Raw genomic sequence first — 19360 nt, 5'->3', positions numbered from 1 at the left:
ATCTGGCCATTGCCGCCAGTCTGCTGTGCGGCTACCTCGGCATGGAGCAGGGGCTGAACCCGTCGGCGCCGGTGCGAGGGCGGGCGTTCGAGCGTCGCAACATGCGCCTGCCCTTTACCCTGGAGCATGCCCTCGAGCGCATGGAACACTGTGCCGAGCTCGAGGAGTTGCTGGGCGGCAAGTTCCTGCGCGGTTATGTGGCGGTGAAACGGGTGGAGAACGAGAACTTCAAACGGGTGATCAGCTCCTGGGAGCGGGAGTTCCTGCTGCTTAGCGTGTAAGGCCCGGCCGCCTCTGGCTCCGCCCCGTTGAGACCGTCACGGGGCGGCCCGGATAGGCTGGGAGGGTGTATTCCCGGAAACCAACAACAACGACACTGAGGTGCCAAGATGTCCTACCAACGCAAGCTGTCCCTGGCCGTTGCCGCGGCCTCCCTGACCCTGGCCGCCGCGGCCGTCCAGGCCAACGAGGTACGAGTCTACAACTGGTCCGACTATATCGCCGAGGATACCCTGGAGCGATTCACCGCCGAGACCGGCATCCGCGTGATCTACGACGTCTTCGACAGCAACGAGGTGCTGGAGGCGGCGCTGCTCTCCGGGCGCTCCGGCTATGACGTGGTGATCCCCTCCAACCATTATCTGGTGCGGCAGATGGCCGCCGGGGTCTATCGGGAGCTGGATCATGACCAGTTGCCCAATAGGGTCAACCTGGATCCGGCCCTGCTCACCGAGTTGGATAGCGTGGATTCCGGCAGCCACTACTCCATCCCCTATATGTGGGGTACCAACGGCATCGGCTACAACGCGGGTCGCCTTCAGGAGATCCTCGGCGATGACGCTCCCCTGGACTCCTGGGCGCTGCTCTTCGACCCGGAGGTGACCGGGGCCCTGCACGCGGCGGGTTGCGGTATCTCCATGCTCGACTCCGGCGACGAGATGCTGCCGGCGGCGATGGCCTACCTGGGACTCGACCCCCACAGCACCGACGCCGATGATATTGCCCAGGCCGGCGATACCATCGCCGCGGTGCGCGAGCATATCACCTACTTCCACTCCTCCCGCTATATCTCCGACCTGGCCAATGGCGACCTCTGCGTGGCTGCCGGCTATTCCGGTGACGTCTTCCAGGCCGCCGATCGTGCCGAGGAGGCCGGCAACGGCCACGAGATCGCCTACACCATTCCCAAGGAGGGGGCGGCGCTGTGGTTCGACCTGATGGCCATCCCCGCCGATGCACCCAACCCGGAGAACGCCCACGCCTTTATCAACTTTATCCTCGAACCGGAGATCGCCGCCAGCATCACCGAGTACGTGCTCTTCGCCAACCCCAACCGGGGCGCCAACGACCATCTGCCCGAGGAGATCCTGAACGATGCCTCCATCTACCCCACCGAGGAGGTGATGGAGAAGCTGTTCGTGGCCAAGGCCAAGCCGCTCGCCGCCCAGCGGGTCATCACCCGCACCTGGAACCGGGTCAAGTCCGGTAACTGATCGGCGCGCCGCCCCTTCGCCATATAGAGGGGCGGCCGCTTTCCCTTGCGGATGTCCTGGAGAGTAGTGCAATGACCCAACCCATGACCCTGGCCGATACCCCCGCCCAGGCGCGTCCGGCGAACGAGGCCCTGGCCTCATCGGGCAAGAGTTCGCGTGTCCGGAAGGAGGCGCTGATGGAGATCCGCCGCGTCAGCAAGCGCTTCGATGAGGTGCTGGCGGTGGATGACGTCAACCTGACCATTCGTCGCGGCGAGATCTTCGCCCTGCTGGGGGGTTCCGGCTCCGGCAAGTCGACGCTGCTGCGCATACTGGCCGGCTTCGAGAAACCCAGCGAGGGACAGATCCTGCTGGAGGGGCAGGATATTTCCCGCACGCCCCCCTATGAGCGGGCCATCAATATGATGTTCCAGTCCTATGCGCTCTTCCCGCATATGACGGTGGCCGAGAATATCGCCTTCGGCCTCAAGCAGGACAAGCTGTCCAAGGCGGAGATTCGTGAGCGGGTCGCCGAGATGCTCAAGCTGGTGCACATGGAGGGCTTCGCCAAGCGCAAGCCCCACCAGCTCTCCGGCGGCCAGCGCCAGCGGGTGGCCCTGGCCCGCTCCCTGGCCAAGCGCCCCAGCCTGCTGCTGCTCGATGAGCCCATGGGCGCCCTGGACAAGAAGCTGCGCACCGAGATGCAGCTGGAGGTGGTGGAGATCCTCGAGCGGGTCGGGGTGACCTGCATCATGGTCACCCACGACCAGGAGGAGGCCATGACCATGGCCGACCGGGTGGCGATCATGTCCGACGGCTGGATCGTCCAGGTGGGCTCGCCCATGGACGTCTACGAGAGCCCAGCCAACCGTATGGTGGCGGAGTTCGTCGGTACCGTGAATCTGTTCGCCGGGGAGATCGTGGTGGACGAGGCGGATCATTGCATCATCGACAGCCCCGAGCTGGGGCGGCGTATCCGCATCGATCACGGCATCAGCACCCCCGCCGACGAGCGCGGCGTCTGGGTGGCGGTGCGCCCGGAGAAGACCCTGTTGAGTCGTGAGCGACCCGAGGGTGACTTCAACTGGACCGCCGGCACGGTGGAGGACATCGCCTACCTGGGCGGGCTCTCGGTCTATTTCGTGCGCACCGAGCAGGGCCACCTGGTCAAGGTGAGCCTGGCCAATACCACCCGGCGCAGCGAGCGTCCCAGTTGGGGCGATGCGGTCTATATCCACTGGGATGAACGCAGCGCCGTCGTCTTGCGCGACTAGCACTGCGCGACTCGCCGACCCTGGATTCCCCGCTCCCGATCGGAGACGACTTATGCCTGCCCTGACTTCGCAACGCCTGCGGCGGTGGCTCAAGCCCCGCCGCGGCTGGGTTATCGCCGTGCCCCTGCTATGGCTGACCCTGTTCTTCCTGCTGCCCTTCGGCATCGTGCTCAAGATCAGCCTCTCCGAGGCGGCCATCGCCATTCCGCCCTACAGCTCCATGGTGGATTTCGGCGCCGAGACCCTGAGCCTGGTGGTGACCTTCGGCAACTACCTCTTCCTGATGTCCGACAGCCTCTATGTGTCGGCCTACTGGGGGTCGCTGAAGATCGCCTTCGTCTCGACCCTGGCCTGCCTGCTGATCGGCTACCCCATGGCCTATGCCATGGCCCGGGCGCCGGCCCACTGGCAGCTGGTGCTGCTGTTGCTGGTGATGCTGCCCTCCTGGACCTCCTTTTTGATCCGGGTCTATGCCTGGATGGGCATCCTCAGCAACAACGGCCTAATCAACAATACCCTGCTGTGGCTGGGGCTGATCGACTCGCCGATCCGCATGATGAACACCAACTTCGCGGTGATCCTCGGCATCGTCTATGCCTACCTGCCCTTCATGGTGCTGCCGCTCTACGCCAACCTGACCCGCCTCGATGGCTCCCTGCTGGAGGCCGCCTCGGACCTCGGTTCGCGCAGCGTCAATACCTTCCTCAGGGTGACCCTGCCGCTCTCCAAGGGCGGGATCATCGCCGGCTCCATGCTGGTGTTTATTCCGGCGGTGGGGGAGTACGTGATTCCCGAGCTGCTGGGCGGCCCCGATACGCTGATGATCGGCAAGGTGTTGTGGGAAGAGTTCTTCAACAACCGAGACTGGCCCGTGGCCTCGGCACTGGCCATGGTCATGCTGGCGCTGCTGTTGATCCCCATCGCGCTCTTCCATCGCTACCAGTCCCGTGAACTCAAGGAGTGACCATGAGAAAGCCATCCTTTACCACGGTGATGCTGATCCTGGGGCTGCTGTTCCTCTACCTGCCGATGCTGATCCTGGTGATCTATTCCTTCAACGCCTCGCGCCTGGTGACGGTGTGGGCGGGCTTCTCCGGGCATTGGTATATCGAGCTATTCCGCGACCAGCAGATCCTCGATGCGGTCTGGAGCAGCCTGCGCATCGCCTTCTTCTCCGCCAGCATGGCGGTCTGTCTGGGGACCCTCGCCGCCTTCGTGATGGTGCGCTTCGGTCGCTTCCGCGGCAAGACGGCGCTCTCCAGCATGATCACCGCCCCCCTGGTGATGCCGGAGGTGATCACCGGCCTCTCGCTGCTGCTGCTTTTCGTGCATATGGCGCAGCTGATCGGCTGGCCGGCGGATCGCGGCATGGTGACCATCTGGATCGCCCATACCACCTTCTGCAGCGCCTATGTGGCGGTGGTGGTCTCCTCGCGGCTAAGGGAGGTGGATCTCTCCCTGGAGGAGGCGGCCATGGACCTGGGGGCGCCGCCGGTGAAGACCTTCTTCCAGATCACCCTGCCGGTGATCTCCCCGGCGCTGGCGGCCGGTTGGCTCCTGGCCTTCACCCTCTCCCTGGATGACCTGGTGATCGCCAGTTTCGTCTCCGGGCCCGGGGCCACGACCCTACCCATGGTGGTCTTCTCCTCGGTGCGCCTGGGGGTCTCGCCGAAGATCAATGCCCTGGCCACTCTGATCATCCTGGCGGTGTCGCTGGCTACCTTCCTGGCCTGGTACTTTATGCGCCGCAGCGAGGCCAAGCGGCGCCAGGCGATGCAGCTGGCGATGCAGGAGGCGTGATGTCGAGTGTTGTTTGATAGTTGACGTATGCTGAGGCATCGATGGCCCCTGATATCGCATCAGGGGTCATTTTTTTGATGTTCCCTGCCTCTCTTGTCGTGCTGGGCTGTGATAGCATGGAAAGAATAATCAACACAAAGGGAGCGAGCCGATGTCCGCCCAGCAGCCTACCCATCATGTGGCCTCTTACTATGCCGCCTCCGCCAACCCCAGCCCCGAGCGTCCCCCGGTCAGCGGGCGCGTGGAGTGCGATATCTGCGTGGTGGGGGCCGGTTTCACCGGCATCTCCGCCGCCTTGCACCTGGCCGAGCAGGGCCAGTCGGTGGTGGTGCTGGAGGCGGCCCGGGTCGGCTTCGGCGCCTCCGGGCGCAACGGCGGCCAACTGGTCAACAGCTACAGCCGCGATATGGACGTGATCGAGAGCAAGTATGGCGATGACACCGCCCGGGCCCTGGGCAGCATGGCCTTCGAGGGCAATCGCATCATTCGTGAGCGCATCGCCCAGTACGATATTGCCTGCGACCTCAAGGAGGGCAACCTCTTCGCCGCCTGCAATGCCAAGCAGCTCGAAGGGTTGCGCGAGCATCAGGCGCTCTGGGAGCGCTACGGCCATGACCAGTTGGAGCTGCTGGAGGGGGAGGCGGTCAAGCGGGAGGTGGGCAGCGAGCGCTACACCGGGGCCCTGGTCGACCACTCCGGGGGCCATATCCATCCCCTCAACCTGGTGCTGGGCCAGGCCGCCGCCTTCGAGGCCCTGGGCGGGGTGATCCATGAGCAGAGCCCGGTGCTCAAGCTGACCCACGGCGAGCCGGTGGTGCTGACCACCCCCGGCGGCGAGGTGCGCGCCCAGCGGGTGGTACTGGCGGGCAACGCCTATATGCAGGGCCTGCTTCCGTCGCTGGAAAACAAGTCGATGCCCTGTGGCACCCAGATCGTCACCACCGAGCCCCTGGACGAGGCCACCGCCCGGGCACTGCTGCCCAACGGCATGGCGGTGGAGGACTGCAACTACCTGCTCGACTATTATCGCCTGACCGCCGACAACCGCCTGCTCTACGGCGGCGGCGTCAGCTATGGCGGCCAGGATCTGGCCAGCATCGAATCGGTGATTCGCCCCAAGCTGGCGAAGACCTTCCCGCAGTTGGCCGACGTCAAGGTGGACTATGCCTGGAGCGGTAACTTCCTGCTGACGCTGAATCGCCTGCCCCAGTTCGGCCGGCTCAACAACAATGTCTATTTCGCTCAGGGCTACTCCGGCCATGGCGTCACCTGCTCGCACCTGGCCGGCAAGCTGATCGCCGAGACGATGTGCGGCGAGAGCGAACGTTTCGATGCCTTCGCCGGCCTGCCGCACCTGCCCTTCCCGGGCGGGCGCCTGCTGCGGGTACCCTTCTCGGCGCTAGGCGCCTGGTACTACTCGCTGCGTGACCGTCTGGGATACTAGGCACTGTCCGAAAACTGGCTGCGCTCGGCCATACGGCGTTAAAAATCGGCTCAAAGTACTCATTTACACCCCCGTAAACTCCGTCTTTTTGCCGATTTTTGCCTTGCGACCCACATGGGTGTGGGAAGTGCGTTGGCCCGTAGGGAACGGGCCTAGCCCTGTCCTTCGCTCGCCGACTTTTCAGATAGTGCACTAAGACTGTCGCCTTCCGCCGACGCCTGGTCAGAAATTGTGGAAGTGATGCCTGGGCACATCTTTACACTTCGCGACAGCGTATACTGATCTCTACTCCCCTGGCGGCGCCGGATGCGCCGTCCCTCATCGCACTCGCCGCATATCGCCGGAGCCGACCCCCGTATTTTGTCGGCATGGTGCCGTGCGCCACAGAGGAGGTGACAGATGAACAAATCAACCGTAGTCGGTGTGACATTGGCCGTTTTCGGCCTGGGTGGCCTGGCGTTTGGTGCCTGGCAGGTACAGCAGCCATCCCAGGAAAGCGGCCCCCAGTATGCCGACATAGTCGGCATGGAGCGCGTGACACGCAGCGTCGAGACGCCCCGCGAGGTATGCGAGGACATCGTGGTAAGCCAGGCTGCGCCACAGCAGCCCAGCCGCGACCCGAACCGTATCGCCGGTACGGCTGCCGGTGCCGTGGTGGGTGGCCTGCTGGGCAACCAGATCGGGGGCGGCAGCGGCAAGACACTGGCCACGGTTGCCGGTGTGGTGGGTGGCGGCCTGGCGGGGCGCGAAGTGCAGGGCCGCATCGAGGCCAATCAGGCGCCCCAGACCTACACGACCACGCAGCGGCAGTGTCATACGGTGATGGATTCGCACCAGGAAACCCTCGGCTATGACGTTACCTGGCGCTACGGCGACGTGGTACAGACCAGCCGTGTGGAGGCCCCGCCCCAGGGCGACCGTGTTCTCATCGAGGATGGTCGGCCCCGCTGGGAGAGTCAGATCACCAACGAAGGCTGATCGCGCCCACACTGCGTCGACCCGCGACGCCTCGGCCCATGCCGGGGCGTCGTTGTTTTCACTAGACATTACGCAGGCACCCTAAACGCCAAGGGGGCCGCAGTCGCGGCCCCCTTGGCGTTTCTGTGTACGACGCTTCAGGCGATCGCGGGCCTGGTCTCGGCGACGCTATCCTCGGCGCGCTTGCCCAGTAGTCGCAGGGCCAGGGCCAGCACGATCAGGCCAACGATCAGGCCCAGCCACCAGCTGACGCCATGGCCCACCGCCACGCTACCGAACAGTAGTGCCACTATTCCCACCAGCAGGGCATAGGGCAGCTGGGTGCGTACATGCTCGATCAGGTCGCAGCCGCTGGCCATGGCCGCCAGCAGGGTCGACTCGGCCAGCGGCGAGCAGTGGTCCCCCCAGACCGCGCCGGCCAGCACGCCGGCCACCGAGGCATAGAGCAGCGGCATGCCTTCGGCGGTTCCCGCCAGGCCATGGAGCTCGAGGACCGCCCAGGCTAGGGGAACGGTCAACGGCATCATGATCCCCATCACCCCCCAGGAGGAGCCGGTGGCGAAGGCGGTAAAGGCGGCCAGGGTGAAGATGGCGGCCGGCAACCACTGGGGTGAGAGTGCCTCGCCCAGGGCGGCGATCAGGAAGTCGCTGGTACCCAGGGAGGCATTCACGTTGGCCAGGGCCCAGGCCATCATCAGGATGGTCAGGGGCAGCAGCATCGACTTGACCCCCTCGAACCAGTAGTGAGTGGTCTCGCTCATGGTCATCAGTCGCTGAGCCATGGTCATCACTACGGCAGTGATACAGGCGGCCAGCGAGCCCCACATCATGGCGGCGAAGGCGTCGCCCTCCCCGAAGATATCTTGTATGCCGTGATCTCCCGCACCCAGCTCGGCGGAGCCGGTGGTATAGATACCGCCGATGGTAAAGGCCACCAGCACCAGCATGGGAATCACCGCATTGGTGGCGCGCAGGGGAATGCCCGGCTTGGTCTCGATCTCGGCCTCTTCCACCACCGCCTCCCGGGGCGTCATCGGTGAGCGGCTAGCTTGACCGGCCAGGGCACGGCGTTCGGCGACCAGCATGGGGCCGAAGTCGCGGCGACTCCACAGCAGCAGGAAGACGAAAGCCACCGCCAGGAAGGGGTAGAAGTTATAGGGCAGGGACTTGATAAAGACGGTGTAGGCGGGCTCGTTCCAGCCATCGATATCGCTCATGGCCTGCTGGATCAGGCCCACCTGGAAGCCGATCCAGGTGGTCACCAGCAGTACCGCCGAGACCGGCGCCGCGGTACAGTCGACGATATAGGCCAGCTTGGCCCGGGAGATGCGCAGCTTGTCGAAGATATTGCGCATGGTGTTGCCGACGATCAGCGCATTGGCATAGTCGTCGAAGAAGATGGCCAGCCCCAGCAGGCCGGCGGTGGCCTGGGCCTGGCGTCGGTTGTGAACATAGCAGGTAATGCGCGCCGCGATGCCCTGGGTACCGCCGTTGCGCGAGATGATGCCCACCATGCCGCCGATCAGCAGGCAGAAGAGCACCACCGCCATATGCTCGCTGTCGCTGGCGGCTTCCAGCAGGTGCACGCTCACCGTCTCGTTGAAGGCGGTGAACAGTGCCCCGGCACTCATGCCGTGGTAGATCCAGCCCCCCAGCAGGATCCCCAGGAAGAGCGCCACGATCACCTGGCGGAATACCAGGGCGATGCCGATGGCGGTGAGTGCCGGCACCAGCGATAGCCAGGCGGGAATGGCGGAGAGCTCCTGGCGCTCCAGCAACTGGCCCTGGGCATCGAAGAGCTCCAGCACCCCGGCCCCCTCGCCGAGGGTCGCCTCGGCGAGCCACTGGCCCGCCTCGCCTTCGGTTAGCGTCAGCGGTTGGCCATCCAGGGTCAGGCGGTGGCCGGCGCCGACCTCGATCTCGAAGCCCACGCCCTGGAGGATCAGGCCGGGCGTCGACAGGCGGTCATCGGCCAGCAGGGGGCCGGCGGCCATCAACAGCAGGAGTAGCAGGCTCGTCAGCCAGAGTCGTCGTTTCGGGGTTTCCATGGAGGTTGCCTCATTGTTGTGGCGGTCGTTTGGATGGGCAAATCCCGGCCCGCCGGCTCGTATCACGAGCCGGAGATTCCGTGTTTTCTTGAAGTTGTGCGCCGAGTGGATCAGGGCAGGCCGCTAGGCTGAAAAGTACGCGCAGCCACTTTTCGGCCAGTGGTTAGACGTGGCGTAGATACCAGTCGTACTCAAGCTGACTCACCGCCTGCATGGCCTGGGCCCGCTCGGCCCGGCGGTTGGCCACGAAGACGTGGATAAACTCGCGGCCCAGGGCCTCGCCCAACACCTCGTCCGCCTCCAGCAGATCCAGAGCCTGCTGCCAGCTGTTGGTCAGGCTGTCTTCCACCTGCTCATAGGCGTTGCCGGTGATCGCCGGCGGTGGGGTCAGCTCCCGGCTCAGGCCGTCATGCAGGGAGGCTAGCAGGGTGGCCAGCAGCAGGTAGGGGTTGACGTCGGCGCCGGCCACCCGGTGCTCGATGCGTCGCGCCGTCCGCGGCCCGGAGGGAACGCGCAGAGCCACCGAACGGTTGTCGAAGCCCCAGGTGGGGGCCATGGGCACATAGAGCCCCGGTTGCAGTCGGCGGAAGGAGTTGAGGTTGGGGGCAAAGAGCGCCATGGAGCTGGGCATGTGCTCCAGCAGGCCGGCCACCGCCTGGTTGAGGCGGGCGCTACCAAGGACCTCCTCATTCGGCTCGCTAAAGACGTTTTTGCCCTCGGCGTCCAGTAGGCTGATATGCACATGGGTGCCGTTGCCGGCTTCCAGTCCATAGGGCTTGGCCATGAAGGTGGCCTCGAAGCCGTGGGTCAGCGCCACGCCCTTGATCAGCCGCTTGAGTAGCACGGCGCTGTCGCAGGCCCGAAGGGCATCGTCGCAGTGCACCAGGTTGATCTCGAACTGGCCCGGTGCGCACTCTTTGAGTGCGGTATCCAGCGGCAGGTCCTGGATCTGGGCCGCGGACTGGATGTCGTCGAGGAAGTCGGCGTACTCGTCGAGCTCCTGGATCGAGTAGAGCTGGCTCTGGGTGGCGCGCTCGCCGCTGCGGGGTGAGCAGGGCGGCTGTATTGCGCCTGAGGGCGTGCGCGCCCGGTCCACCAGGTAGAACTCCAGTTCCAGCGCCACCACCGGGGTCAGGCCCATGGCGGTCAGGCGCTTCAATACCTGGGTGAGAACCTGACGGGGATCGGCGAAGAAGGGCGACTCGTCGGGTTCCACCATGGTCATCAGTAGCTGACCATGGCGGCCGCCGCGTAGCCAGGGCACTGGCATCAGGCTGTCGGGAATCGGTCGGCAGAGGCGGTCGCCGTCGCCGGTGGCCAGGCCCAGGCCGGTTTCCTCGATGGTATTGCCGTTGATATCCAGGGCGAAGACCGAGGCGGGCAGGGCGATGCCGCTGCTGTAGGCCTTGGCCAGGTTATCCCGGGGGATGCGCTTGCCGCGGATGACGCCATTGAGGTCGCTGATCAGCAGGTCGAAGCTGTCGATCTCCGGGTGGCGGTCGAGAAAGGCCTGGACGTCATCGGTGGGAGTGGAAGACATGGCGCTCACCTATGGGGCTTATGGTCGTTGTTGATGACCCTTATCCTTTCTTGGTAGGTTCGTGTTGTCAAATCCTTTACGCTTTTTCGGTCTTCGGTTTTTTAGTGATTCGGTTAATATCATTAAAAAACATATAGTTGATTATTTTTATCTGGATTTGCCAGTGAGATGCTTGGAAAGATAAATCAACAGCGGTATGTTGAGTAAACCATAACAACGCCTGAGCGATCCTGCGAGGAGCCAGCCATGACGACACGACCCCTGGTGGGGGTGATTGCTTGCCGCCGAGAGGTAGAGGGGCATGCCGCCCAGATGGTGACCGAGAAATACCTGAGCGCCCTGCGTGAGTATGGGCTGAACCCGGTGATCTTGCCGGTGTGGAGCGATCAGGAGAATGACCGCGAGACGGCCCGTGAGCTGCTCTCCCGGGTCGATGGGCTGCTGCTGACCGGCAGCTACACCAATGTGGAGCCCCATCGCTATGGCGCCGAGCGCGCGCCCCAGAATACCCGGGACGATCGGCATCGCGACGCCGCAGCCCTGACCTGGATCCACGAGGCCCTGGCCCTTGCGCTGCCGCTATTCGGCATCTGCCGCGGTTTCCAGGAACTCAATGTGGCCTTCGGCGGTAGCCTGCATCAGGCGGTGCAGGCGGTGCCCGGCATGCTCGATCACCGCGAGCCCGGCGGCGCCGACAAGGCGGCCCAGTATTCGCCGGTGCATGATCTGGAGATTCGCGTCGGTGGGCCGCTGGCTGCGCTTCTCGGCGACACCCGCTCGCGGGTCAATTCCCTGCATCAGCAGGGTGTCGATCGCCTGGGCGAGGGGCTGGTGGCCGAGGCCTGGGCCCCGGACGGCCTGATCGAGGCGGTATCGGTGTCGGATGCCGCCACCTTCGCCCTGGCGGTGCAGTGGCACCCGGAGTGGCAGCCCCGTGAGCATGCCCTCCACGACGCCCTGTTCCGCGGCTTCGCCGAGGCTTGCCGTGCCCATCAGGGCGCTGCTCACTCCCCATCCACCACCCAGCTGGCCTGAGTGCCCCTTTCTGGAGACGTTACCCATGAATACTCGTGACTATCAGGCGCTGGACCGCGCCCACCACCTGCACCCCTTCACCGACTTCAAGGCGCTGGGGGAGGAGGGCAGCCGCATCATCGAGCGCGCCGAGGGCGTCTATATCTATGACAGCGAGGGCAATCGCATCCTCGACGGCATGGCCGGCCTGTGGTGCGTCAACCTGGGCTACGGGCGCCACGAATTGGTTGAGGCCGCCACCGCGCAGCTCGAGCGACTGCCCTACTACAACAACTTCTTCAAGACCACCCACCCGCCGGCGGTGAAGCTGGCCGAGAAGCTGTGTGACCTCGCCCCGGCGCATATCAACCATGTGTTCTTCACCGGCTCCGGCTCCGAGGCCAACGATACCGTGCTGCGCATGGTGCGCCGCTACTGGGCGCTGAAGGGCCAGCCACAGAAGCAGTGGATCATCGGCCGCGAGAACGCCTACCACGGCTCCACGGTGGCGGGCATGAGCCTGGGCGGCATGGCGCCCATGCACGCCCAGGGTGGTCCCTGCGTGCCGGGCATCGCCCATGTGCGCCAGCCCTATTGGTTTGGTGAAGGGCGGTTCGGTGAGGGAAAGGGGCAGGATCCCGAGGCGTTCGGTCACGAGTGCGCCGCGGCCCTGGAGGCGAAGATTCAGGAGCTCGGCGAGGAGAACGTTGCCGCCTTTATTGCCGAGCCGGTGCAGGGGGCCGGTGGCGCCATCATGCCGCCGGAAAGCTACTGGCCGGCGGTCAAGGCGGTGCTGGCCAAGTACGATATCCTGCTGGTGGCCGACGAGGTGATCTGCGGCTTCGGGCGCCTGGGTGAGTGGTTCGGCAGCATCCACTACGACCTCAAGCCCGACCTGATGCCCATCGCCAAGGGGCTCTCTTCCGGCTACCTGCCCATCGGGGGGGTGCTGGTGGGGGATCGGGTGGCCGAGACCTTGATCGAGGAGGGCGGTGAGTTCTTCCACGGCTTTACCTACTCGGGACACCCCGCCTGTGCCGCCGTGGCGCTGAAGAACCTGGAGCTGATCGAGGCCGAGGGCGTGGTGGAGCGGGTCCGCGACGACCTGGGGCCCTACCTGGCCAGGCGCTGGGGCGAACTGGCCGAGCATCCGCTGGTGGGCGATGCGCGCTCTCTCGGCCTGATGGGGGCCCTGGAGCTGATCGACCCCGAGACCGGCGAGCGCTTCGACAAGGCGCAGGGGGTGGGCAACCTGTGCCGAGACTTCAGCTTCGCTGGCGGTCTGGTGATGCGCTCGGTGGGTGATACCATGATCATCTCGCCGCCCCTGGTGATCACCCACGACGAGATCGACGAGCTGGTCACCAAGGCTCGGGCCGCCCTGGACGCCACCCTGGCCGACCTTCACCAACCCGCTACCGAGGAGTCCATCGCATGAGCCATTCCACGAATGAGTCCCCGAGGACCCGCGACGACTGGCACGCCCTGGCGGGCTCCCTGAGCCTGGAGACCCGCGCCTTTATCGACGATGTCTTCGTCGATGCCGTGAGCGGCGAGACCTTCACCACCGTCAACCCGGCCACCGGCGAGGCGCTCGCCGAGGTGGCGAGCTGCGATGCAGCCGATGCCGAGGCGGCGGTGACCGCGGCCCGGGCGGCCTTTGCCCGCGGCGACTGGGCGCGCCTGGCGCCGGGCAAGCGCAAGAAGGCGCTGCTGCGCCTGGCCGACCTGATGGAGGCCAACAAGCATGAGCTGGCGCTGCTCGATACCCTCGACATGGGCAAGCCGGTAGCGAGCTCGCTCGGCGACACGGCCGGCGCCATCGCCTGCATCCGCTACCAGGCCGAGTCTATCGACAAGCTCTATGGCGAGGTGGCGCCCACCGGCGAGGAGGCGCTGGCGCTGGTGATGCGCGAGCCCCTGGGGGTGGTGGCGGCCATCGTGCCGTGGAACTTCCCGCTGATGATGACCGCCTGGAAGATCGCCCCGGCGCTCGCCGCCGGCAACAGCGTGATCCTCAAGCCCTCGGAAAAATCGCCGCTTTCCGCGCTGCGCCTGGCGCAGCTGGCCCGCGAGGCCGGCATTCCCCACGGCATCTTCCAGGTACTGCCCGGCTTCGGCCATACCGTGGGCAAGGCGCTGGCGCTCTCGATGGAGGTGGACTGCCTGACCTTCACCGGCTCCACCGCGGTGGGCAAGCAGCTGATGCAGTACGCCGGCCAGTCCAACCTCAAGCGGGTCTACCTGGAGTGCGGCGGCAAGTCGCCCAACATCGTGTTTGCCGACTGCAAGGAGCTGGACAAGGTGGCGAGCCACGCCGCCGCAGCCATCTTCCACAACCAGGGCGAAGTGTGTATCGCCGGCTCGCGGCTGCTGGTGGAGAACAGTATTCGTGAGGCATTCGTCGAGCGTATATTGAAAGCAGCCGAGAACATGCAGCCGGGCGACCCGCTCGACCCGGATAGCTTCATGGGCGCCATCGTCGACGAGACCCAGCATCGCCGCATCCTCGACTACATCCGCCAAGGCGTGGAAGAGGGCGCGCGGCTGCGCACCGGCGGCCAGGCGATCGACGGACCGGGGCTGTTCATTCCGCCCACGGTGTTCGACGGCGTGACGCCGGCCATGACCATCGGCCGCGAAGAGATCTTCGGCCCGGTGCTGGCGGTGTTCGGCTTCGACAACGAGGAAGAGGCTATCGCCATGGCCAACGACAGCGTCTACGGCCTGGCCGCGGGGCTGTGGAGCCAGGACATCGACCGCATCATGCGGGTGACCCGGCGGCTGCAGTCGGGTCAGGTATTCGTCAACAACTGGGCGGGGGGCGACCAGACCACGCCCTTCGGCGGCGTCAAGCAGTCGGGCAACGGGCGCGACAAGTCGCTCCATGCGCAGGAGGAGTACTCCGAGCTCAAGAGCGTCTGGATCAGCCTCGCCACCTGAGCGAGCCACTCGGGAGAGGCTTTTTACAGCAACGAGGCCGGCCCCATGGGGCCGGCCTCGTTGTCCCTGGGGACTGCCGCGAAGCTGATCAGCCGCGGCCGCCGCCAGCACCACCGCCGGCACCACCGCCGCCGGCACCACCGCCGCCGGCACCACCGCCGCCGCCGGCACCACCTCCAGCGCTACTGCCACCACCGAGACCACCGGCACTCTCGGTACCCGGGGCGCCGACCTCGCCACGGGCGCTGGCAGCGGTCTCGCTGCTGCGCCCTTCGCTGGCCGTATCGCTGATGGCCTGGCCGTCGACCCCGCCTTGACTCACCGCCTCCTGGGCGGTCTCCAAGCCAAAGCTGGCTGCTTCAGGGGTCTGTTCGCTGGCCGTGTCGAGGCTTTCCAGTGCCTGCTCTCGAGTGTCGGGCTGGCTCTCCTCAACGATGATTCCGTTATCGAGTTCCTCTGTCGCCGGGTCCTCCTGGGCGAGAACTGTCAGTGGCAGGATGCCAGCCACGAGTGCCATGCCGATCAAGTTTTTTCCAAGCATTACCGCGCTCCTGTTGAATCGTTGTGTCCAGCTTCGCTTAGGCCTTCGCCCACCTGCGTGTGGTCTCTTCTCAAGGGAGCCTGCCAATAGCATGCCGCAGGAACCGAAGGCCGACAAGCCGGTGTCTCAGCGTGGCAGGTTAGATCGGGGCTGCTGCTGGGTAATGCAATGAATATTGCCGCCGCCCAGCAGGATCTCCCGGGCTGGCACGCCGATCACCTTCTTGTCGGGGAAGAGCCCCTGGAGGATCGCCCGGGCCTCGTCGTCGCGGGCGGGGTCGAGCAGCGGCATCACCACCACCGAGTTGCCGATATAGAAGTTGACGTAGGAGCCGGCCATGCGATCGCCGGGCTGGCGCGGGTGGGAGCTGTTGAGGCGATCCAGGCCGCTGGCCTCGTCCTCGGCGATATGCAGGGGCCCGGGCTGGGGCAGCTTATGCACGGTCAGCGGCCGGCCCTTGGCATCGGTGGCGGCCTCTAGCACCGCCAGGGCCTCCCGGGAGATGGCGGCCTGGGGATCCGACGCATCGTCGCACCAAGTCAGGGCCACCTGGCCCGGGGCCACGAAGCAGCAGAGGTTGTCCACATGGCCGTCGGTCTCGTCCAGGTGGCAGCCCCGGGGCAGCCAGATCACCTTCTCGATGCCCAGGTAGTCGCGGAGCACCTGCTCCATCGCCTCGCGGCTCATATCGGGGTTGCGGTTGGCGTTGAGCAGGCACTCCTCGGTGGTGATCAGGGTGCCCTCGCCGTCCACATGGATGGCGCCGCCCTCCAGCACCACCGGCGCCTCGAAGCGCGGGATGCCGAGCATCTCGGCGATCTTGGTGCGGATGCGCTTGTCCTTGTCCCAGGGGAAGTAGAGCCCCCCCTTGAGGCCGCCCCAGGCATTGAATACCCAGTCCACCATGGCCAGGCGGCCATCCGGGTGGGTCAGGAAGGTGGGGCCCATGTCGCGCATCCAGGCGTCGTTGCTGGAGAGTTCCACCACGCGGATATGGGCGGGCAGCTGGTTGCGGGCGTTCTCGTACTGCTCGTCGTTGACGCCGACGAACACCGCCTCGCTCTCGGCGACGGCACAGGCTACTTTGACGAAGGCCTGCTGGGCCGGCTTGGCCCCATAGCGCCAGGTGTCGGGGCGCTGTGGCCAGAGCATCCAGCAGGCGTCGTGGGGGGCGAACTCGGCGGGCATGGCGAAGCCCTGGGTCCGGGGCGTCGGTTCGGCGGTCGGAGTGTCGATCATTGGCTGGTTCATAACGGGTCTCACAGGTGGCCGACCATCAGGAAAATACCGGCGGCGATGAAGGCGGCGATCAGTACATAGGGCAGCTGGGTCAGGGCATGGGCCATGGGCGTGCAGCCGCTGCCCTGGGCGGAGAGCACCGTGGAGTCGCCGTAGAAGCAGGCGTGGCTGCCGAAGGCGCTGGCGGAGATCAGGGCGCCGATCACCAGCGGCATATGGCTGTCCATGCTGGCTGCGAGCGGCAGCACGATGGGCATGGCCACGGCGAAGATGCCCCAGAAGGAGCCGGTGGCGAAGGCCAGGAATGCCATGGTGACGAAGACCACCGCCGGCAGCATGCCCGGGGTCATCAGCGGCTGGACGGTGGCGATCACATAGTCGGTGAGCCCCAGTACATCGTTGACCTCCTTGAGGGTGAAGCCGGCCACCAGGGTGCCGAGCGGCATGATCATCGCCTTGAAGCCATCGAGGGCGGTGTCGAAGGTGTCGTGGAAGCTCAGCAGCCGCTGGGCGCCGATCAGTACCAGGGTCACGGCCAGCGCCACGATGACGCCACGCAGGATGTCGATCTCGAAGTACCAGGTGAAGAAGATCAGGGTGGCGATGGGCAACAGGAAGTTAAGCAGGTGCGGGCGTTTCTTGCCGGTGTCCTCGACCTCCAGGGCGTTGTCGTCGACGCCTGCCGGCATCAGCTGGCCGGCGGCGGCGCGGGCCTCGGCGGCCTTCATGGGGCCGAGGTTGGGAATCCAGCCCAGGGCCACCAGCGGTACCAGCGCAGCGGCCACCCAGGCATAGAACATATAGGGAATGGACTCGATATAGAGGCCCATGCCGTTGCCGGCGACATTGTTCTCCTCCAGTAGGCCGGCGAAGAACACCGCCCAGGTGGAGAAGGGCACCAGGATGCAGATCGGCGCCGCGGTGGAGTCGACGATATAGGCGAGCTTCTCCCGGGAGACCTGGAAGCGGTCGGTGATCTTCTTCATGGAGGCGCTGATGGTCAGCGCGTTCAGGTAGTCGTCGACGAAGATGACGAGGCCGAGTAGCCAGGTGGCCAGCAGGCTCTGGCGTCGGCTGTGGATACGCTTGGTGACGGCGTCGCCGAAGCTGAGCACGCCGCCGGTCTTGACCAGCAGGGCGATCAGGCTGCCGAACAGGCCACAAACCAGGATGATCCAGGTCACCGTGTCGTTGCCAAGCACCGTTAGCAGGATGTCCGAACCCTGCGATACCACTGTGGTGGGTTCGATCATGAGCAGCCCCACCAGGGCCCCGGCCAGCAGGGACTCGATGGTACGGCGGGTGATAATGGCCATGCCCAGCACCACGGCGGTGGGGAATAGGCTCCAGGCACCAAAGGTTTCCATACAAGACTCTCTTTTATCGTTGTGGTCGTTGTCTCAAAAGCCGGTCAGCCGGCCTTGGGGCAGAGAGATGAGCGCTGGGGGCAAGACGAAGCGAGGGTCTTTTGCCAGGACGGCAAAAGTAGTGCCCACGGAAGGGTTCACAGCGCCCTCGCGATGGTCCGGCACTCCGGGACTTGTCGCCGGAAAAGCTCATCTCCCTCGCTGGGTGGTGAAAGCAGCTCTTAGAGGAAGCCGTCGGCGCGTAGCGATGCCGTGGTGGCGGCGAAGGCCTCGTCGAGGATATCGACCACCCGGTCGACGGTATCGCGGTCCCAGATCAGAGGCGGCGAGAGGATATTGAGGTGACCCACCGGGCGAATGATCAGGCCCCGCTTCTGGGCCTCGGCGGCGACCCTGTCGCCGACCCGCGCTTCTACCGGAAGCAGCGCCCTGGTGGCCTTGTCGGCGACGTTCTCGATGGCCAGCATGAAATGGCTGCCGCGTACGTCGCCGACAGTCTCGTGCTGTGCCAGGCTCTTGAGCTTTCGCTCGAGATAGGGCCCAACCTCGAGTACGTTCTCGCAGATGCCTTCGCGCTCGATGATCTCGATGTTCTTGAGTGCCGCGGCACAGCTGACCGGGTGGCCGGAGTAGGTGAAGCCGGTGCTCAGCACGCCGCCCTTGCGCTGAGGTGTGCCCAGCACCTCGTAGATCGCGTCGGATATCAGGGTGGCACCGAGGGGGGCGTAGCCTGAGGAGAGGCCCTTGGCGCAGTTGATGATGTCCGGCTGGGTATCGAAGACCGCCTCGGAGGCGAAGAAGTGGCCCAGGCGACCGAAGCCGGTGACCACCTCGTCGGCGATAAAGAGGATCTCGTTGGCGCGGCACACCGCCTGCATGCGGGCATGGTAACCGCACGGGGCCATCAGCACGCCGCCGGCGCCCATGATCGGCTCGGCGATAAAGGCGGCGATATTGTCGGCGCCGATCTCGGTGATGCTCTCCTCGAGTTCGTCCACCAGATGATCGCAATACTCCGCCTCGCTCATGCCCTTGGGCCGACGATAGAGGTTGGCTTCGCTCAGGTGCGTGACCAGGTGATCCAAGGTGTCGAAGTCCCAGTTGTTGCTTTCGATGCCGGTCAGGGTGGCGGCCAGGTAGGTGGTGCCATGATAGGCGTTGCGGCGTGACAGGATACGCTTCTTGCTCGGCTTGCCCAGGCGGTTGAAGTAGTAGTGCACCAGGCGAATGGTGGCGTCGTTGGCTGCCGAGCCGCCGCAACTGAAGAAGACGTGGTTGAGGTTTGCCGGTGCCAGCTCGGCGAGCTTGGCGGCCAGCTCCGCCGCCGGGGCGTTCGACAGGTTGTTGAAGGTGGAGAAATAGGCCATGCGGGTAGCCTGCTCGGCCATGGCCTGGCCGATCTCGGCACGGCCGTGGCCCACGTTGACGCACCACAGGCCGGCGATGCCGTCGATGAAGCGGTTGCCGTGGGCGTCCTCCACATAGATGCCGTCGCTGTCGACGATCAGGTCGCAGCCTTTCTCATGGAACAGGCTGAAGTCGGTGAAGGGATGGATGAAATGATCCTTGTCCTTCTGCCACAGCGCTTGGGCATCGTAGGTCCGGGTTTCGGTGCTCATGGTTTCGCCCTCGCAGGTTCGGTGTCGTCGTTGTTGAGATGAGTCGTTGAGATGAGTCGTTGAGATGAGTCGTTGAGATGA

General features: G+C 65.3%; 15 protein-coding genes and 1 pseudogene. 10 read left to right on the top strand and 6 right to left on the bottom strand.

Annotation, left to right across the window (positions count from 1 at the left end; all coding sequences use genetic code 11):
• The 7 genes and pseudogenes from DU490_RS02900 to DU490_RS02870 form a co-directional block, all read left to right on the top strand.
• Positions 1-281: pseudogene (locus tag DU490_RS02900) on the top strand (glutamine synthetase); the annotation flags it as partial.
• A gap of 108 nt (positions 282-389) precedes the next feature.
• On the top strand, positions 390-1493 hold the full coding sequence (locus tag DU490_RS02895) for a polyamine ABC transporter substrate-binding protein (RefSeq protein ID WP_114572832.1): 1104 nt from the start codon (positions 390-392) through the stop codon (positions 1491-1493).
• Positions 1494-1564: 71 nt separating this feature from the next.
• Positions 1565-2746: an ABC transporter ATP-binding protein gene (locus DU490_RS02890; protein ID WP_114572831.1), complete on the top strand. Its 1182-nt coding sequence runs from the start codon at positions 1565-1567 to the stop codon at positions 2744-2746.
• A 52-nt stretch (positions 2747-2798) separates the two neighbouring features.
• The gene (locus DU490_RS02885; protein ID WP_114572830.1) at positions 2799-3710 is read left to right on the top strand and encodes an ABC transporter permease subunit; all 912 of its coding nucleotides are present in this window, start codon (positions 2799-2801) and stop codon (positions 3708-3710) included.
• Positions 3711-3712: 2 nt separating this feature from the next.
• Complete coding sequence (locus DU490_RS02880; protein WP_114572829.1) at positions 3713-4546, top strand: ABC transporter permease subunit; 834 nt, start codon at positions 3713-3715, stop codon at positions 4544-4546.
• 151 nt (positions 4547-4697) lie between these two features.
• Complete coding sequence (locus tag DU490_RS02875; RefSeq protein WP_114572828.1) at positions 4698-5990, top strand: FAD-binding oxidoreductase; 1293 nt, start codon at positions 4698-4700, stop codon at positions 5988-5990.
• A 399-nt stretch (positions 5991-6389) separates the two neighbouring features.
• Entirely contained in the window at positions 6390-6968 is a 579-nt protein-coding gene (locus DU490_RS02870; protein ID WP_114572827.1) for a glycine zipper 2TM domain-containing protein, read from the top strand.
• Positions 6969-7105: 137 nt separating this feature from the next.
• Here the strand turns inward: DU490_RS02870 and DU490_RS02865 are convergent, their stop codons facing one another.
• Both DU490_RS02865 and DU490_RS02860 read right to left on the bottom strand, forming a co-directional pair.
• A complete protein-coding gene (locus DU490_RS02865) occupies positions 7106-9016 on the bottom strand; it encodes a Na+/H+ antiporter NhaC family protein (RefSeq protein WP_114572826.1) in 1911 nt (636 codons plus the stop codon).
• A 163-nt stretch (positions 9017-9179) separates the two neighbouring features.
• Positions 9180-10556, bottom strand: coding sequence for a glutamine synthetase family protein (locus DU490_RS02860; protein ID WP_114572825.1), 1377 nt, complete (start codon positions 10554-10556; stop codon positions 9180-9182).
• 246 nt (positions 10557-10802) lie between these two features.
• On the opposite strand from DU490_RS02860, the gene DU490_RS02855 reads away from it, so the two are divergent.
• Genes DU490_RS02855 through DU490_RS02845 form a run of 3 tightly spaced genes read left to right on the top strand, consistent with a single transcriptional unit; the run spans position 10803 to position 14513 of the window.
• On the top strand, positions 10803-11591 hold the full coding sequence (locus tag DU490_RS02855; RefSeq protein ID WP_114572824.1) for a gamma-glutamyl-gamma-aminobutyrate hydrolase family protein: 789 nt from the start codon (positions 10803-10805) through the stop codon (positions 11589-11591).
• 25 nt (positions 11592-11616) lie between these two features.
• Positions 11617-13008, top strand: coding sequence for an aspartate aminotransferase family protein (locus DU490_RS02850; RefSeq protein ID WP_114572823.1), 1392 nt, complete (start codon positions 11617-11619; stop codon positions 13006-13008).
• Positions 13005-14513 (top strand): aldehyde dehydrogenase, encoded by a 1509-nt coding sequence (locus DU490_RS02845; RefSeq protein ID WP_114572822.1) that lies wholly within the window; start codon positions 13005-13007, stop codon positions 14511-14513. Before DU490_RS02850 ends, DU490_RS02845 begins: the two co-directional genes overlap by 4 nt.
• A gap of 88 nt (positions 14514-14601) precedes the next feature.
• Here DU490_RS02845 and DU490_RS02840 read toward each other — a convergent pair whose 3' ends face one another.
• The 4 genes from DU490_RS02840 to DU490_RS02825 all read right to left on the bottom strand — a co-directional run bounded on the left by DU490_RS02840 (position 14602) and on the right by DU490_RS02825 (position 19279).
• A complete protein-coding gene (locus tag DU490_RS02840) occupies positions 14602-15054 on the bottom strand; it encodes a hypothetical protein (RefSeq protein WP_114572821.1) in 453 nt (150 codons plus the stop codon).
• Positions 15055-15180: 126 nt separating this feature from the next.
• The gene (aguA, locus tag DU490_RS02835) at positions 15181-16293 is read right to left on the bottom strand and encodes an agmatine deiminase (RefSeq protein WP_114572845.1); all 1113 of its coding nucleotides are present in this window, start codon (positions 16291-16293) and stop codon (positions 15181-15183) included.
• Between the two features lie 20 nt (positions 16294-16313).
• Positions 16314-17660 (bottom strand): Na+/H+ antiporter NhaC family protein, encoded by a 1347-nt coding sequence (locus tag DU490_RS02830; RefSeq protein ID WP_114572820.1) that lies wholly within the window; start codon positions 17658-17660, stop codon positions 16314-16316.
• Positions 17661-17881: 221 nt separating this feature from the next.
• Positions 17882-19279, bottom strand: a complete 1398-nt coding sequence (locus DU490_RS02825) for an aminotransferase (protein ID WP_114572819.1) — start codon at positions 19277-19279, stop codon at positions 17882-17884.
• Positions 19280-19360: the final 81 nt, after the last annotated feature.

This window comes from Halomonas sp. DQ26W (assembly GCF_003339685.1).
Lineage (GTDB): Bacteria > Pseudomonadota > Gammaproteobacteria > Pseudomonadales > Halomonadaceae > Halomonas.
This window is presented reverse-complemented; position numbering and strand designations above follow the sequence as displayed.

Excerpts from the sequence above, each read along its gene's own strand:
- DU490_RS02895 (WP_114572832.1), top strand. The coding sequence starts at position 390 with ATGTCCTACCAACGCAAGCTGTCCCTGGCCGTTGCCGCGGCCTCCCTG.
- DU490_RS02890 (WP_114572831.1), top strand. The coding sequence starts at position 1,565 with ATGACCCAACCCATGACCCTGGCCGATACCCCCGCCCAGGCGCGTCCG.
- DU490_RS02885 (WP_114572830.1), top strand. The coding sequence starts at position 2,799 with ATGCCTGCCCTGACTTCGCAACGCCTGCGGCGGTGGCTCAAGCCCCGC.
- DU490_RS02880 (WP_114572829.1), top strand. The coding sequence starts at position 3,713 with ATGAGAAAGCCATCCTTTACCACGGTGATGCTGATCCTGGGGCTGCTG.
- DU490_RS02875 (WP_114572828.1), top strand. The coding sequence starts at position 4,698 with ATGTCCGCCCAGCAGCCTACCCATCATGTGGCCTCTTACTATGCCGCC.
- DU490_RS02870 (WP_114572827.1), top strand. The coding sequence starts at position 6,390 with ATGAACAAATCAACCGTAGTCGGTGTGACATTGGCCGTTTTCGGCCTG.
- DU490_RS02865 (WP_114572826.1), bottom strand. The coding sequence starts at position 9,016 with ATGGAAACCCCGAAACGACGACTCTGGCTGACGAGCCTGCTACTCCTG.
- DU490_RS02860 (WP_114572825.1), bottom strand. The coding sequence starts at position 10,556 with ATGTCTTCCACTCCCACCGATGACGTCCAGGCCTTTCTCGACCGCCAC.
- DU490_RS02855 (WP_114572824.1), top strand. The coding sequence starts at position 10,803 with ATGACGACACGACCCCTGGTGGGGGTGATTGCTTGCCGCCGAGAGGTA.
- DU490_RS02850 (WP_114572823.1), top strand. The coding sequence starts at position 11,617 with ATGAATACTCGTGACTATCAGGCGCTGGACCGCGCCCACCACCTGCAC.
- DU490_RS02845 (WP_114572822.1), top strand. The coding sequence starts at position 13,005 with ATGAGCCATTCCACGAATGAGTCCCCGAGGACCCGCGACGACTGGCAC.
- DU490_RS02840 (WP_114572821.1), bottom strand. The coding sequence starts at position 15,054 with ATGCTTGGAAAAAACTTGATCGGCATGGCACTCGTGGCTGGCATCCTG.
- aguA (WP_114572845.1), bottom strand. The coding sequence starts at position 16,293 with ATGATCGACACTCCGACCGCCGAACCGACGCCCCGGACCCAGGGCTTC.
- DU490_RS02830 (WP_114572820.1), bottom strand. The coding sequence starts at position 17,660 with ATGGAAACCTTTGGTGCCTGGAGCCTATTCCCCACCGCCGTGGTGCTG.
- DU490_RS02825 (WP_114572819.1), bottom strand. The coding sequence starts at position 19,279 with ATGAGCACCGAAACCCGGACCTACGATGCCCAAGCGCTGTGGCAGAAG.